A 14,649-nucleotide genomic window follows, 5' to 3' on the forward strand; every position below is an offset into this window, starting at 1 on the left:
AGAATGAAGTTGAATAGGCTCATTAGGGCATTGGCATTTGTTGCTACCGTTTCTCTATTCTCATCGTGTACCATGAAGTACTCATTCTCGGGAGCCTCCATTTCTCCCGAATCGAAGACTTTCTCGGTAGCATACTTCCAGAATCTAGCACCTTTAGTTGTGCCCAGCCTGAGCAACACGTTTACGGAGGCACTAAAGGATAGGTTTCTAAACCAAACTAGGCTCGACTACATTCGCAGCAACGGCGACTTGTCCTTCGAAGGGCAAATCGTGGGGTACTCTATCGATCCTGTTGCAATTACCGGAAACGATAAGGCCAGCCAAAACCGCCTTACGATTACTGTACGAGTTAAGTTTACGAACAAGCAAAATCCTGAATTGAGCTTCACCGACTATAAGGAGTTTAAGCAGTTCAAAGATTTTCCGAGCAACGTTAGCGTGGTGAGCGTCCAAAATGAGCTTATTAAGGATGTAACAAACCAGCTCATTGATGCTATCTTTAATGCGTCGGTAGCAAACTGGTAAAACCTATGAAGATGGATGAACGTACATTTATCAAGTTGATCGAAAACCCTTTGGGTGTTGATGATAAGGCTTTAGACCAGCTGGTTAAGGTGATTGAAAAATATCCCTACTTCAGCCTAGCAAAGCTGGCCTACCTTAAAGGGCTAAAGGTAAATGGAGATGCACGTTTCTCTACCTTGCTTTCGCATGTATCCACGTATGCGCCAAGCGGAGAGTGGCTATACCTATACTTAAACGATTTCGGAATCGGCATCCAACCTGCGTACGACGATCAGGAAGATGAGGATGAGCAAATCGACGCAGCCATTATCCAGCAACCTGTTGCCAGCCAACCTAGCGCAGTCACTCCAGAAATAGAGGAGGCTCCAGCTAATGGCGTAGAAATAGAGGAAGAGCTTGCGCAGGAACACTTGGCATCTGCAGCGCTTGTGGAAGAAGGCATCGTTGCTGAAGATGAAGAAGAGGTACAGGTACCAGCTCAATCAGCAGTTATTGTCGAGGAAGTGGCAGCGCAAGAGGTTTCGATGGTTGCAGAACCAATTGTCGAAATACCCCCCATGCCTGAATCAGTCGATGAGAAACCACAGGAGTTGCTTCAACCAGTAACTATAGTTGAAGAAGTGGCAGCGCAGGAGGTTCCGATAGTTGCGGAACCAATTGTCGAAGTTCCCATTACTCCTGAATTTGACGATGAGGAACCCTTTGAACTTATTGATGACGCCCTAGAGTCGGATAGAGACGATCCGATTTTCGAGGTGCTAGACCAGAAACTCTACACGCTCGATGACAACGAAAAGATCTTGGAGGTACAAAATAGCCTTATAGATCAGTTCTTGAACGAAAACCCCCGAATTGTTCCCAAACCCGACCTGCCGCCTGTAAATGAGGACATCTCAGTAAGATCGCTTAAGGATGATGGCGATTTGGTGACAGAATCGCTAGCCAAAATATACGCTGCGCAGGGACTTACTGATAAGGCTGCGGACATTTACCGCAAATTGTGCTTGAAATTCCCAGAAAAAAAAGCTTATTTTGTAGCTCAACTCGAAAAGTTGAAGGAGTCAAAGTAAATAACATTCAGACAATAAACTATGTACACCCTTTTTTCAATATTGATTATTATTGCGGCAGTTTTGTTAATACTTGCAGTTTTGGTTCAAAACTCTAAGGGTGGCGGATTAGCTGCAAATTTCTCTGGTGCAAACCAAATCGTAGGCGTTAGGCAAACTGCCGACTTTATTGAGAAGTTTACCTGGTGGCTTGCTATTGCAATTGTTGTTCTTAGCCTTGCAGCTACTGTTGCAATCGACACGAACAAGGGTTCTGAGGCTACTGGTCTTGAGAAAAAGATTACAAGCCAGCCTGCTGCTGGTGTTCCTGCTTTCCCAACTTCAGGTGCGCTTAAGCAACAATCTGCTCCTGCTCAACAACAGCCAGCACAGCAAAAGCCAGCTGCTGAACCAGAAAAAGAGCAACCTGCAAAGAAATAGGTTTACTTACCATACGCAAAAAAGGGATCTCGCATGAGATCCCTTTTTTTATGTATGCATGAGAAATTCAAAACACGAATTATTCATTAAAAGGTGCTGGTTGCAGCTTGTAGTAGTTGTAATATTTGGCGTATATTGGGTGCTATTCTGTTTGCGCCTGACAAACTTTCATTAACATGACATTTAGTACCTAGTAAAACTGAAAAAAGAACAGTTTTTAGGCGAAAAGATGACTTGGCACAAATTTCGATAGTTCAAAGCCTGAAAAACGATATTAATGTTAAACTTAAAATAGTAAACGCAATGATCAAACCATTAGCTGATAGAGTAGTTGTGGAGCCTGCAGCAACAGAGCAGGTAACTGCAAGTGGGATCTATATTCCTGACACTGCAAAGGAAAAGCCACAAAGAGGCAAGGTAGTTGCTGCTGGTCCAGGCTCTAAGGATGTAACAATGGAGGTAAAGGTTGGCGATACCGTTCTTTACGGGAAGTATGCAGGTGCCGAAGTTTCTATTGATGGCGTTGATTACATAATTATGCGTCAGTCAGACATTCTTGGAATACTCTAATTTCAAATTAAAATTTCAAACGTAAGAAAATGGCAAAAGATATCAAATTTAACATCGAAGCGCGCGATCAGCTTAAGGCTGGTGTTGATAAGCTTGCAAATGCAGTAAAGGTAACCCTTGGACCTAAAGGTCGTAATGTGGTAATCGATAAGAAATTTGGATCACCACAAATTACTAAAGACGGTGTAACCGTTGCTAAAGAAATCGAGCTTTCTGATGCATTCGAAAATATGGGTGCTCAAATGGTAAAGGAGGTTGCATCGAAAACTGCCGATATGGCTGGTGATGGTACAACTACCGCTACGGTTCTTGCTCAATCAATTATTTCTGTTGGAATAAAGAATGTTACTGCAGGTGCAAATCCTATGGATTTGAAGCGTGGTATCGACAAGGCAGTTGCTGCTGTTGTTGCAAATCTTAAGGCTCAAAGCGTTGAGGTTGGCGATAACATCAAGAAGATAGAAGAAGTTGCTACCATTTCGGCTAACAACGACAATACCATTGGATCTCTTATTGCTGAGGCAATGGGTAAGGTTAAGAAGGAAGGTGTTATTACCGTAGAAGAGGCTAAGGGTACTGATACTACTGTTGAGGTTGTAGAAGGTATGCAGTTCGACCGCGGATATATTTCGCCATACTTCATCACCGATTCTGAAAAGATGGAAGTAGCGCTCGAAAACCCATACATTCTTCTAACCGACAAGAAGATTTCTACCATGAAGGATCTTCTTCCAGTTCTTGAGCCAGTTGCTCAACAAGGACGTGCACTTCTTATCATTGCAGAGGATGTAGATGGTGAAGCTCTAGCAACTCTTGTTGTTAATAAGCTTCGCGGTGCGCTTAAGATTGCTGCTGTTAAGGCTCCAGGCTTTGGCGATCGTCGTAAGGAAATGCTCGAAGATATTGCCATCCTAACTGGCGGTACCGTAATCTCAGAAGATAAGGGTCTTCGTCTTGATGGTGCAACCCTAGATATGCTAGGACGTGCCGAGAAGATCTCTATCAACAAGGAAAACACAACTGTTGTAAACGGTGCTGGTGCTAAGGAAGCAATCGATGGACGTGTTGCTGCTATCCGCAAGCAAATCGAGATTTCTACCTCGGACTACGATAAGGAAAAGCTACAAGAGCGTCTTGCTAAGCTTGCCGGTGGTGTTGCCGTACTTTACGTAGGTGCTGCTTCGGAAGTAGAGATGAAGGAGAAGAAGGATCGTGTTGACGATGCTCTTAGCGCAACTCGTGCTGCTGTTGAGGAAGGTGTTGTTCCTGGTGGTGGTATTGCCTACATCCGTTCGATTGAGGCTCTTGAAAACCTTAAGGGCGACAACGAGGATGAAACCATCGGTGTCCAAATCGTTAAGCGTGCTATCGAGGAACCACTTCGTCAGATTGTTGAAAATGCAGGTGGCGAGGGCAGCGTAATCGTTCAAAAGGTTAAGGAAGGTACTGGCGACTATGGCTACAACGCTCGTCTTGACAAGTTCGAAAACCTTTTCGAAGCTGGCGTTATCGACCCAACTAAGGTGTCGCGCGTGGCTCTTGAAAATGCAGCTTCTGTTGCAGGTATGTTCCTAACTACTGAGTGCGTTCTTGCTGATAAGAAGGAGGAAAATCCTGCTCCAATGATGAACCCAGGCATGGGTGGCATGGGCGGAATGATGTAGTAGTTCCTATCAACAATTCAATAAATATTTAGCCTTGGGGTATTACCTCAAGGCTTTTTTATTTATAATCATGGTATATTTTCGGTCTACGCTGAAGTTCGCTAAACTATTATCAGGTAGACTTGTTTGGAGAGGTAGCGAATCTGTGCTTATATAATATAATCTATTCTATGATTGCGAAAACAACAAAAATGGCAGAGGTGATAGATCTTAATCATCATCTGCTATCTGTAATTCATAAGGCAGGAATGACCCTTGGTTTTGGTGATGCCACGGTGGAAGAGGTTGCCCTAAAACATGCGCTTAATTCCGATTTTGTGGTTGCAATCCTTAATGCCTACAACGATTCTGCCTATTTGCCAGAGCAACATTTGAAGACATTTTCGGTGGTTGAGATTGTCGACTACCTTAGGCGTTCGCATAAGGTTTTTCTTGTTGAACAGCTTCCTGAACTGGCTTTACTCTTTGAACGATATGCCGCAGAGTCGGCTTTGACGCCATACAAGGGGCTTTTGCGAAACTTCTTCGAAGAGTACAGCAGCGAAATGGAGAAGCATTTTGCTACCGAGGATGAGTACATGTTTCCTTACGCTCTTGCTGTAGAGCGTGCGCACAAGGGTGATGATATTTCGGAGGAGATGGCACGCCAGTTTAGGGAGTACACCATTCACGACTTCATTACCGAGCATAATAATATAGAGGAGAAACTCAACGACCTTAAAAATTTAATTGTAAGGCATGTTCCTCAAGCTGAGGATAGTGTTTTGGCATTTCAAATTTTAGAAAAACTCTTTCATTTAAACAACGACCTCGACGACCATTCGCGTATCGAAGAGCTCGTGCTCATTCCAAAGGTAGTAAAGCTTGAAGCCGATCTAAAGAAAAAGAAGCAATGAACCTGACAGTCGCAATACTGGTGTATCCAGAGATAGTTCAGCATGGGATAAAGGGCATTGTGGAAGATATCGAGGCTAATGTGAAGGTGGTTTTGAAGCCTGCCAGTGAAGGTGCCTTTTACGCTGCTTGTAAGCATGGTGTTGATATGCTCATTTTGGATCATTCGCTATTCAAGCAGCTGGAGCAGCAAGATGCATTAGGTAAAAACGTTTTGGGCAACGATGAAATTCTGGTTGTGGGAGATCACGACATAGTCGCAGATGGTTTTCCAGAAGGCATTGGCTATATCTCGTCTCAATGGTCAATTGGTCGGCTTAAGGAGACAATCAGATCGTTTTTAGCAGCGCGAAAGGATGCGCTCGGAAGCGATGGCTCGGATGAGGTTACTAGTCGTGAGCGTGATATTATTCGTGATATTGCCTTGGGACTTTCCAGCAAGGAGATTGCCGACAAAAACTTTATCTCGCCCCATACGGTGATCACCCATCGAAAGAATATTGCCCGTAAACTTGGAATTAAGTCAATATCTGGTTTGACTATTTATGCTATTGTAAACAAGCTTATTAGTTTGGAAGATGTGAAAAACATGGAACTGTAAAATGGGTTGATCTTGGATGGGATTGTTAAAAGAAATGGGGAGTCTCTTTTTTTTCAAATCGGATAGTAATGGAGTATCCTTTTTTTCTAATTTGCGCCAGATTAATCAAGCACTTATTTATACTATGATGAAGACTCTAACCTCAAGAGTGGCGACTCTAGCTGTTGCTATCTTGGCTATTGTATCGCTTTCGCTATCGGCTAATGCCCAAAAAGTTGACAAGGCAACTCAACTTGAGAATAAAATTAAGATAGCAGAAGAGAAAGTAGAAAAGGCTCAGGCTAAAGTTAACCAAGCCGACAGCCTTATTACTGTTGGTAAGGAGATGGAGAAAGAAGGGAAGCAGGAGACTAAAGAAGCGCAAGCTGACGAAAAAGCGCTGATGAAAGCTTTTGACAACGAAATTGAACCAATCGAGAAGCAGCTTAAGAGCAAGGATAAGGATGACGTTGCTGCTGCCAAAAACGACAAAAAGGCTTTGGAAAACAAGTATAAGGCAGACCTTAAGGAAATAGAAAATAAGTATAAGGCTGCTGATAAGAAGATCCAGACCGGATTGAAGAATGTTGATAAGGGTAAGGAGAAAAAAGGACCAGCAGCGGATCTACTTAAAGATGCTCAACGTAACCTTAAGGAGCTCGAAAAGGCGCTTTCTAAAGCATCAAAATAATGTACTGGCTGTTATAGAGACCAATGTAGGGTTAGTTTCTTTCGTACAAGGTAGTATTTATATAGCAGCAAAAGATAATTGGGAGCATCCTCTAGTTTGGATGCTCCCTTTGTTTTTTGGTGTGGCAACGGGAAATCATAAACCCGAAAAATTTATACCTTGGCTTCAAATTGGCATATCATGAAGAAAGCTATACTCTTTACTTTAGGTTTACTTTTTGCTGTTGTTGTTATTGCTCAGGATCAGTACGTAGTGCTGGTTTCTATGGACGCCTTCCGATGGGATTATTCGAGGATATACCATACCCCAAACCTCGATAAAATGGCAAAGGAAGGGGTGAGCGCCGAGTCGCTTATCCCATGCTTTCCTTCAAAGACTTTTCCGAATCATTATAGCATGGCTACGGGGCTTTATCCCGACCATCATGGAATTGTGAACAACTCGTTTTACGCGCCAGAGTTCGACGAATCGTTCTCGTTGGGTAACCAAAAGGCTAAGTACGACCCAAAATTCTACGGAGGAGAGCCTGTGTGGAATACGGCGGAGCGGCAAGGCGTTAAGGCCGCGTCGTTCTTTTGGGTGGGAAGCGAAATTCCGATAAACGGAAAGCTGCCATCGATTTGGAAGCCCTATGATGGCGCTGTTCCCTTTTCGGATAGGGTTGATAGCGTGGTTAGCTGGCTTAAGCTTCCAGCTTCTAGTCGTCCGCATCTTGTTTTACTCTACTTCCAGGAGCCTGATGCCATTAGCCATCGCAACGGACCCATATCGGAGCAGACAAAAGCAGCGGTGGAATCGCTGGACAGCCTTATTGGGGTGCTTAGGATGAAATTGGCAGGCGTACCTAGTGGCGCTAAGGTGAATCTGATTATTGTTTCGGATCACGGGATGGCTCCAATATCGAAGGATAGGGTGGTGGAACTCTCTACGGCCATCAAAAAAGATTGGGTTACTCAGGTGCAGGCCGATAATCCAGCTATGAACATTAAGGCAAAACCTCAGTATACCGACTCGGTGTATAATGCGCTAAAGCGGTTGCCTCACATAAAGGCTTGGCGAAGCTCGGAGGTGCCGGCGCGCCTTAACTATGGGAAAAATCCGCGCACGCTAGACTTTGTTGTGGTTGCAGACAGCCTTTGGAGCGTAACGTGGAAGATGAATAGGAACCAACCGGCAGATAGCTACATTAAGGGAACCCATGGCTACGATCCGGAGTATAAAGATATGCAAGGGATATTCTACGCTTGCGGTCCAATGTTCAAGAAGGGGTACAAGGCGCCTTCGTTCGAGAATCTAAACGTTTACAACATTGTTTGCAAGGCGCTGGGTATAGCTCCTGCTCCCAATGATGGCGTTCCGTCGGTGCTGGATAGCATATTCCTAAACGAGAAGAAAAAGTAAAAGAGGAGATAGCTCCTCTTTTCTTTTGTATTTTACAGAAAGCCAAGCTCCAGCTTTGCCTCTTCCGACATCATGTCCTTATCCCAGGGTGGGTCGAAGGTGAGGATTACCGTAACGTCGGTAACGCCCGATGCCATGCGGGTTTTGTCGTTCACATCCTGTATTACAGCCTCTGCCATTGGGCAGTTTGGCGCAGTAAGGGTCATTCTAATCGTAGCGTAGCCGTCTGGCTCTACGTCTATTTCGTAGATAAGCCCCAGATCGTATACGTTTACGGGGATTTCGGGGTCGAAAACCGTTTTCAGCTGTGCTACGATTTCCTTTTCTACCTCAAGTATGCGGTTGGCGTCCATCATCGTTTGTTAAGAGTTTACTCGCCTTTAGTTTTGTAGGCTAGGGCGTACAGCTTCATCTGCTTAATCATTGCCAGAAGCCCATTTGCGCGTGTTGGCGAGAGATTTTCCTTTAAACCAATTTTATCGATAAAAGTTAAGTCGTTGTCGAGGATTTCCTGCGGGGTTCTATCGGAGAGCACGCGGATAAGTAGCGCTACGATGCCCTTGGTGATGATGGCATCGCTGTCGGCCGTGAAGTGTATCAGCCCATTCTTGTACTCGGCGCTAACCCAAACGCGCGATTGGCATCCTTTAATAACGTTCTGCTCGTTTTTCTCCTTTTCCTCGATGAGCGGCAAGTCCTTGCTGAGCTCTATTAGGTAGTTGTAGCGATCCATCCAATCGTCGAAGATGCTAAACTCTTCGACAATCTGATCTTCCACTTCTTGTACTGTCATGGTGTACTTTTTTAGTGATGCAAATATAGGAATATGATGAAAGATTGTGTGCCATATAGGGGATTCTAACTTGTTTAAGCATAAAAAATAGAAGGGGTCGGGGTGGTTTGGACAAAATCCCTGATGCCTTTCATAAGGATTTAGCCTTTTAAGATATAGCCTCATTATTCAAGAAACCGTCTGCGCTTAAAATGAAAGTATGCATCTCTTTCTCTATTCTTTTTGAAGGGCAAAAAGAATGAAAAACCCTTGGCACGAATTAACTCGCTCGGTCGCGGTGGAATCTCTTCATCTCAAATGGTTGTTCCTAGTCCTTTTAGCAGTAATGCGTTAGTTGGTGTTGTAGTTGCTCCGCTCGCTCGAACAGAATTCGTGCCAGTCTGGTATGGCTACGCCATGGTATTTACGGAGGAACGCTATACTGTGCTGGGAAGTTTGTCTGCCGTTTGTTGGTCGTTCTTCCAATAGACGTTTTTTTAAGTTGTAAATGAAAATCCCTGATGCTTTTCGTCTGAGTGTGGGGTAAAAAAAAATGTTTGATTGCATAAAAGGAAACTGTAGCTATTTTTTGTGTAATACGTCTTAATGGAAAAAAGAACGCTATGCATTTAGGGAAAATATTACTAGTTCCGGCAATTCTTCTTTCCTCCTTTACGGGGCTTGCTGTAGATAGGCCCACGCGCGAAGTGTCAATTTCGCGCAATGCGGCCCCTATTCCTACCATTGATGGTAAGCTCGACGATGCCATATGGCAACAGGGAACGTGGGAGGGGAATTTTACCCAATATATCCCCAACGAAAAGGCAAAGCCCTCGCAGGAAACTGAGTTTAAGATCTTCCACGACGATAGCTACATCTATGCGGCGTTCCGATGCTTGGATACCGAATCCGCTAAGATATCTTCAATCCTTTCGCGCAGGGATGATGCTGCCGGAGACCGTGTAGGGTTGGAGTTTGACAGCTACAACGACCATATCACCTCCTTCTGTTTTTACGTTAACGCCTCTGGGGTGAAGCTGGACTACACCTCGTCGGATAACAACGGGCAGGATGACAGCTGGAATCCTATTTGGTGGGTAAAGACGTCGAAGGATGAAAGAGGCTGGTACGCCGAGATGCGTATTCCGCTGGCGGAGCTCCGCTTTAAGCCCTCCGAAGACTCGAAGTGGGGGCTAGAGGTTGTTCGCTGGATTTTCAGGTTGCAGGAGCGCGATGTCTGGCAGCCCATGAGCCGCGAGCAGCAGGGTTGGAATGCCAATTTGGGCGTTATGAGGTGGCATGAAAAGGTTGACTCGAAGCTGCCCCTAAACGTTACCCCTTACGTGGTTGCTCAAGCCGATAAGTTTTGGAAGGATGCCGATAATCCATTCTGTAGAACCGGTCATGCCTACAAGGCAAACGTTGGATTCGACGCCAAGATCGGCATAAGCAACAGCTGGACTACCGATATAACCGTTAATCCAGACTTTGGGCAGGTTGATGCCGATCCATCGCAGGTAAACCTTACCGCATACGAGATTTACCAGCAGGAACGTCGTCCATTCTTTGTTGAGGGGCGCAATATTTTCTCCTTTGGGCTTGGCGTGGGCGATGGCGACCTGGGAAGCGAGTCGTTATTCTACACCCGGCGTATCGGACGACGTCCCCACTACGATCCCGATCTTAAGGACGATGAGTATACGAAGCGGCCTGAGTTTACCACTATTCTAGGTGCCGCCAAAATATCTGGGCGCAACCCTAACGGCCTTTCGGTGGGCGTCATGGAGGCTGTTACCTCGCAGGAGTTTGCGCGCGTTGGCACCAAAGCCGGCGAGCATGAGCTGGAGATAGAACCGCTCACCAACTACGCCGTTGCCCGGGTCTCGAAGGAGATGAATAACGCCAATACGCAGTTTGGGGCTATCGTAACCTCCACCATTCGGAACATCAACGCCAGCCAGCTCTGCTACCTGCACAAGAGCGCCACCACGGGAGGCGTAAACCTGCTCCAGTACTTCGCCGATAAGAAGTGGTCGCTAGCCTTTAGCACCTATTTTAGCAGGGTTGACGGTTCGAAGGAGGCAATTGTTGAAACACAGGAGGCTGCGGGGCACTATTTTCAGCGGCCAGACGCTCCACATCTGGGAGTAGATTCCTCACGAACCTCCTTAACGGGTAATGGAGGACGATTGATACTCTCGAAGGAGTCGGGGAAGCTTCGAATGCTTTTTTGTGGGCTTTGGAAATCGCCGCAGCTGGAGGTAAACGATTTGGGCTTTGTTCGAACCGTGGATCGGCTTACGGAGATATACTGGGCAGGCTACCGCTTCACCAAACCCCAAGGAATAATGCGTCTGGCTAATCTGAACTTCAACCAGTGGGCCGAGTGGACCTATGGCGGAGAATATCAGGGAATCGGAGGTAATGTAAACGGGAATATAACCTTTAAAAACCTCTGGAATATGGGTCTTGGCACAAACGTAAACTTCGATCAGATTTCAACGGACTTGCTACGTGGTGGGCCATCTGTAAAAATGGGCGATAACCTAAATGGATGGTTTGGGCTTCGCTCCGATGATAGCAAAAAGTTCTTCGCAGAGGCAAATTTCTCGGTAGGGAAAAGTACATCCAATTCGAGCGACGTGTTTGTAGACTATGGCGTGACTTTTACCTATAGGCCGTCGTCGTTCCTAAATGTTTCGGTGGCGCCAGGCTACCTAAAGGAGACCAATGAGCTTCAGTATGTGGATAAGTTTACGGGTAGCAGCACCAACCAGTACATTCTCGCAAAAATAAGGCAAAAGGTATTCCGGGTATCGCTTCGGGTAAACTTCAACATCACCCCAAACCTAACATTGCAGTATTGGGGACAACCTTTTGTGGCAACCGGAGATTACTCGGAGTTTAAGCGCGCCAACAAGGTGATGAGCAGCCAATACACGGAGCGTTTCCATATTTTTACCCCTAACCAAATATCCTACGACGCTGCCAACGAAACCTACAAGCTAAATGAGGCGGGTGTCGGTACGTACGAATTCGACAATCCCAACTTTACGTCTACCGAGTTTCTTTCCAACATGGTGCTCCGCTGGGAGTACGTCCCCGGCAATACCTTGTTTGTGGTTTGGTCGCAAAACCGGAGCCACAGCACCAGCTTGGGACGATCGCAGGTTGGCAAGGATGTCGGAGATCTCTTCTCGGCATACCCCTACAACGTGTTTCTTGTTAAGGCATCGTTTAGAGTAGGGCGATAGCGCTATTTTGCTAGGCCAGGTGGTACTTTTGGGCTAATAATGTGCCTTTGCTGATGCTCTAAAAACAGAAATTCGGTAAAGGCACATTGTGTTAAATGCATTAATACATGTGTAGACTTTTGCAAGGCCGTAAAACCGTCAGATTGGGTACTACTTATCATAATGAGTGTAATTACACGGATGTGCATGCAAAGTGAAACTTGATTTGGCTTTATTTTTTCGTTTTTGTAAGGTGTATTGATACAGTGTTTTGCGCATTTGCGCGCGTTTTCGACCATTTTATGCAAACGTTATAGGTTTTGTAAGCGGTCTTTGTATGGTAATATTACCTTCCTATTTCTTAAATAACCATATATCGCAATAAATAGACAAACGCGCTGTTTAATTTAATGGATATTGCAATATATTTACACTCGATAAGGGAAGAGGGAATATTGTTTTAAGGAAAAAAAGGGAATGACATTTTGAATAATTATCTCCTGGGATACTAACTCTCCTTTTACATTTTTTCATGTTCAATTTTAGTTACTTACTACAAGGTAAATGTAGGTGACGAGGCTTTGCTTTATGCCTTTTCGGCCACTGCTTAAGATACTTATTGGGTATGGCGAATGGTGGAGGCAATATTTGGGGCAAGGTTTTGAATAAAAAACATTCAGTCGTTAATAAGCGATAATCAGCAGGTTAATGAAACTAAATGGCGATATAGGAGCAACCCATCATACCTTAAACAGGCAATTCTACAGCTTGCGCTGTAAGATGAGCTCTGTGCACGACTACTCGGAGCGGAATTTCAACCACCTTAGCAAGCGGCTGAAGGTGTACTTCGAGGAGATTCGGGAGATTGCCACAGATGCGGATCTTTTGCTTGATGCTATGGGCGGGATTGATCCAACGGATCGCAGCTTGCACGCTGCTGCATCCGGGATAGAAGATCGTAGGAATCAGATCCACCTGCTGTTTCAAACGTTTCAGGTAATCCAGCACCAGTGCTGGAGGCTAAAGAAGGAGGTTGAGGCCGAGCGAACCGCTTTCAGAACGCTGACGGAGAAGGTCGGCATGCACGCCTTCGCCGCTAACGGCTCTACTAGCTCCTACACCGAAATTGTAGGCTTTCTCGAAGAGCAGGGAGATGGGCTCGACTGCCTCATCATCGCACTGGATAACCTTTTGGTGCCCATCTTACAGTCGGGTGATGCCCTCTTTTTCATCAATAAGTACTTCGATTTTTCCGAAGACTCCTTGAATAGGGCTCAGGACCTGAGCAGCAGCACCGCCTCGGCTCTAATGCTTACCATTGGCACCGATGCCGCGCTTTGCCTCGAAGATATCAACAAGCTGGCTACCAATATACAGATTCACGATAGGGTGAGGCAGCGCCTGGAGCATATTGATGAGGTGTACGAGCAGCTGCTGCACGAGCTGGCATCCTCTAAGGGTAACGGGCTTATCCCCCAATACCTCGCAATGATTCCCGAGCTAACGCGGCTTCATATTGCCCAGCTCGAGTCTACAAAGGAGGAGTGCATGGGCGCTTTTTCGGCAATCCGAAGCGTCCTGAACACGATAGACAAAAGAATGGGCGAAGCGCTGGAATCCTTTGTAAAGGTATCCTGCCTAAAGTGGCATTTCGATGCCGACTTTAACCGAAAGGTGGAGGGCTTGATGCAGCAGGAGCTCCCTTCGATGGCCAGCAACGAGCAAAACTACATCCGAACGGTTGGCGATTTGCAGGCATCTTTTCGTGGGCTTAAGGTTGGGCTGCTTAGAATGAGGGGCAGCATAGTTGAATACATGAATACCTCTGCTAGTGGTATGGCTGAAGAGTTTGACCATGTCTCGTTTTTCGATGAGCTGGAAGATCTCGTTGCCGCCTCGCGTAGCCAGCTGCTCACGCTTAGCGTGGAGGTCTCCAATAGCATTAAGCAGTATGCTGATGTGTCCGCTGCCATGCATTTTGTTGATGAGGCCTACGGCAGGAGCCACGAGGTGTGCTACAACGAATCGGTATACCAGCTGTATGCAAAAAAGTGTGGCTCGAAGCTGGATAATGCCAGCTCGATCTTGCTACCCGAAGAGGACAATACCCGCGAGGTTCATGATAAGTATACCGACTTCTTTAGCAAGAAGATTTCGGAGGTAATAGACGATTTAGCAAAGCTCTCGGAGCTGCCCCGGCTGTTTGGCGCTTCGGACGAGCAAATCCTACAGGGATTGGCAGAAATAGAAAAGGGATATACGATGCAAAGCGAAAGGGAGATTCATCGTAAGATATATTTAGGTGTAGCGGGGAATGGCTCTGGAGCTTATGGCGGCACAATGGCCGAATGTGCTGTCGGTGAGGATAACCTCGAGCTCTTTTAGCGAGCCATTGCAGAATAGAATGTAGAGGATTAAGGGAAATTCTTATACGTTGATAACCGGTCGCTTAAAAAGTAGGAGCGGCCAAGTAATTTTGAACAGAGGGAAGTCTATTAGTTGAGTTAGTGTAAGCTCCTCGTGAAGCTAGGCAGATTTTTTAGTGAAGCTCTTCCTACCCTTTTGGGGGTAAGAGAAATCGGGAAGAGTGTTTTTAGGATCTGTTGGCTGTTATAATGGGATAATTGGTTGGCTGTTGGATGCTGCCTAGTCTTCACGGGGCTTACTACTAGCTAGAAGCTGGTTCTTATTGGGGTTGATGTCACGATTGCTGAGGCAATTTGCATCGGAAACCCAGCATGGCGAGCTTTTAGCATGGAGCAATTAGCTTCGAAACGAGTATTTTACGCTTCGAGGGAGGTTTGAGAACCTTCGAGTATAGCATACGGA

The 14,649-nt window shown here is 45.8% G+C and carries 13 protein-coding genes; 11 read left to right on the plus strand and 2 right to left on the minus strand.

Annotation, left to right across the window (positions count from 1 at the left end; all coding sequences use genetic code 11):
* The first annotated feature begins 3 nt into the window (after positions 1 to 3).
* From ACHZA1_RS10605 to ACHZA1_RS10645, 9 genes are all read left to right on the plus strand, one after another.
* On the plus strand, positions 4 to 525 hold the full coding sequence (locus tag ACHZA1_RS10605; protein WP_320051855.1) for an LptE family protein: 522 nt from the start codon (positions 4 to 6) through the stop codon (positions 523 to 525).
* A gap of 11 nt (positions 526 to 536) precedes the next feature.
* Positions 537 to 1,595, plus strand: coding sequence for a hypothetical protein (locus ACHZA1_RS10610; RefSeq protein ID WP_320051856.1), 1,059 nt, complete (start codon positions 537 to 539; stop codon positions 1,593 to 1,595).
* Between the two features lie 81 nt (positions 1,596 to 1,676).
* The gene (secG, locus tag ACHZA1_RS10615) at positions 1,677 to 2,015 is read left to right on the plus strand and encodes a preprotein translocase subunit SecG (protein ID WP_394701025.1); all 339 of its coding nucleotides are present in this window, start codon (positions 1,677 to 1,679) and stop codon (positions 2,013 to 2,015) included.
* 303 nt (positions 2,016 to 2,318) lie between these two features.
* A complete protein-coding gene (groES, locus tag ACHZA1_RS10620; protein ID WP_320054907.1) occupies positions 2,319 to 2,585 on the plus strand; it encodes a co-chaperone GroES in 267 nt (88 codons plus the stop codon).
* Positions 2,586 to 2,614: 29 nt separating this feature from the next.
* On the plus strand, positions 2,615 to 4,249 hold the full coding sequence (gene groL / locus ACHZA1_RS10625) for a chaperonin GroEL (protein ID WP_320051858.1): 1,635 nt from the start codon (positions 2,615 to 2,617) through the stop codon (positions 4,247 to 4,249).
* Between the two features lie 170 nt (positions 4,250 to 4,419).
* Positions 4,420 to 5,145, plus strand: coding sequence for a hemerythrin domain-containing protein (locus tag ACHZA1_RS10630; RefSeq protein ID WP_320051859.1), 726 nt, complete (start codon positions 4,420 to 4,422; stop codon positions 5,143 to 5,145).
* Positions 5,142 to 5,744 carry a LuxR C-terminal-related transcriptional regulator gene (locus ACHZA1_RS10635; protein WP_320051860.1) on the plus strand — a complete coding sequence of 201 codons (603 nt, stop codon included), beginning with the start codon at positions 5,142 to 5,144 and terminating at the stop codon, positions 5,742 to 5,744. The genes ACHZA1_RS10630 and ACHZA1_RS10635 overlap by 4 nt, the downstream gene beginning before the upstream one ends.
* 124 nt (positions 5,745 to 5,868) lie before the next feature.
* Complete coding sequence (locus tag ACHZA1_RS10640) at positions 5,869 to 6,414, plus strand: hypothetical protein (RefSeq protein WP_320051861.1); 546 nt, start codon at positions 5,869 to 5,871, stop codon at positions 6,412 to 6,414.
* A gap of 180 nt (positions 6,415 to 6,594) precedes the next feature.
* Positions 6,595 to 7,815 (plus strand): ectonucleotide pyrophosphatase/phosphodiesterase, encoded by a 1,221-nt coding sequence (locus ACHZA1_RS10645; protein ID WP_320051862.1) that lies wholly within the window; start codon positions 6,595 to 6,597, stop codon positions 7,813 to 7,815.
* A gap of 32 nt (positions 7,816 to 7,847) precedes the next feature.
* Here ACHZA1_RS10645 and ACHZA1_RS10650 read toward each other — a convergent pair whose 3' ends face one another.
* Both ACHZA1_RS10650 and ACHZA1_RS10655 read right to left on the minus strand, forming a co-directional pair.
* A complete protein-coding gene (locus tag ACHZA1_RS10650; RefSeq protein WP_320054908.1) occupies positions 7,848 to 8,168 on the minus strand; it encodes an iron-sulfur cluster assembly protein in 321 nt (106 codons plus the stop codon).
* Between the two features lie 17 nt (positions 8,169 to 8,185).
* The gene (locus tag ACHZA1_RS10655) at positions 8,186 to 8,608 is read right to left on the minus strand and encodes a SufE family protein (RefSeq protein WP_320051863.1); all 423 of its coding nucleotides are present in this window, start codon (positions 8,606 to 8,608) and stop codon (positions 8,186 to 8,188) included.
* 602 nt (positions 8,609 to 9,210) lie between these two features.
* Between ACHZA1_RS10655 and ACHZA1_RS10660 the strand changes: the two genes are divergently transcribed.
* Positions 9,211 to 11,841 (plus strand): DUF5916 domain-containing protein, encoded by a 2,631-nt coding sequence (locus ACHZA1_RS10660; protein WP_320051864.1) that lies wholly within the window; start codon positions 9,211 to 9,213, stop codon positions 11,839 to 11,841.
* A 687-nt stretch (positions 11,842 to 12,528) separates the two neighbouring features.
* Entirely contained in the window at positions 12,529 to 14,205 is a 1,677-nt protein-coding gene (locus ACHZA1_RS10665; protein WP_320051865.1) for a hypothetical protein, read from the plus strand.
* Positions 14,206 to 14,649: the final 444 nt, after the last annotated feature.

This window comes from uncultured Acetobacteroides sp. (genome assembly GCF_963667355.2).
GTDB lineage: Bacteria > Bacteroidota > Bacteroidia > Bacteroidales > ZOR0009 > Acetobacteroides.

Bases quoted from the DNA above. Each gene is read 5' to 3' on its own strand.
- ACHZA1_RS10605 (WP_320051855.1), top strand. From the start codon at position 4: ATGAAGTTGAATAGGCTCATTAGGGCATTGGCATTTGTTGCTACCGTT.
- ACHZA1_RS10610 (WP_320051856.1), top strand. From the start codon at position 537: ATGGATGAACGTACATTTATCAAGTTGATCGAAAACCCTTTGGGTGTT.
- groES (WP_320054907.1), top strand. From the start codon at position 2,319: ATGATCAAACCATTAGCTGATAGAGTAGTTGTGGAGCCTGCAGCAACA.
- groL (WP_320051858.1), top strand. From the start codon at position 2,615: ATGGCAAAAGATATCAAATTTAACATCGAAGCGCGCGATCAGCTTAAG.
- ACHZA1_RS10630 (WP_320051859.1), top strand. From the start codon at position 4,420: ATGATTGCGAAAACAACAAAAATGGCAGAGGTGATAGATCTTAATCAT.
- ACHZA1_RS10635 (WP_320051860.1), top strand. From the start codon at position 5,142: ATGAACCTGACAGTCGCAATACTGGTGTATCCAGAGATAGTTCAGCAT.
- ACHZA1_RS10640 (WP_320051861.1), top strand. From the start codon at position 5,869: ATGATGAAGACTCTAACCTCAAGAGTGGCGACTCTAGCTGTTGCTATC.
- ACHZA1_RS10645 (WP_320051862.1), top strand. From the start codon at position 6,595: ATGAAGAAAGCTATACTCTTTACTTTAGGTTTACTTTTTGCTGTTGTT.
- ACHZA1_RS10650 (WP_320054908.1), bottom strand. From the start codon at position 8,168: ATGGACGCCAACCGCATACTTGAGGTAGAAAAGGAAATCGTAGCACAG.
- ACHZA1_RS10655 (WP_320051863.1), bottom strand. From the start codon at position 8,608: ATGACAGTACAAGAAGTGGAAGATCAGATTGTCGAAGAGTTTAGCATC.
- ACHZA1_RS10660 (WP_320051864.1), top strand. From the start codon at position 9,211: ATGCATTTAGGGAAAATATTACTAGTTCCGGCAATTCTTCTTTCCTCC.
- ACHZA1_RS10665 (WP_320051865.1), top strand. From the start codon at position 12,529: ATGAAACTAAATGGCGATATAGGAGCAACCCATCATACCTTAAACAGG.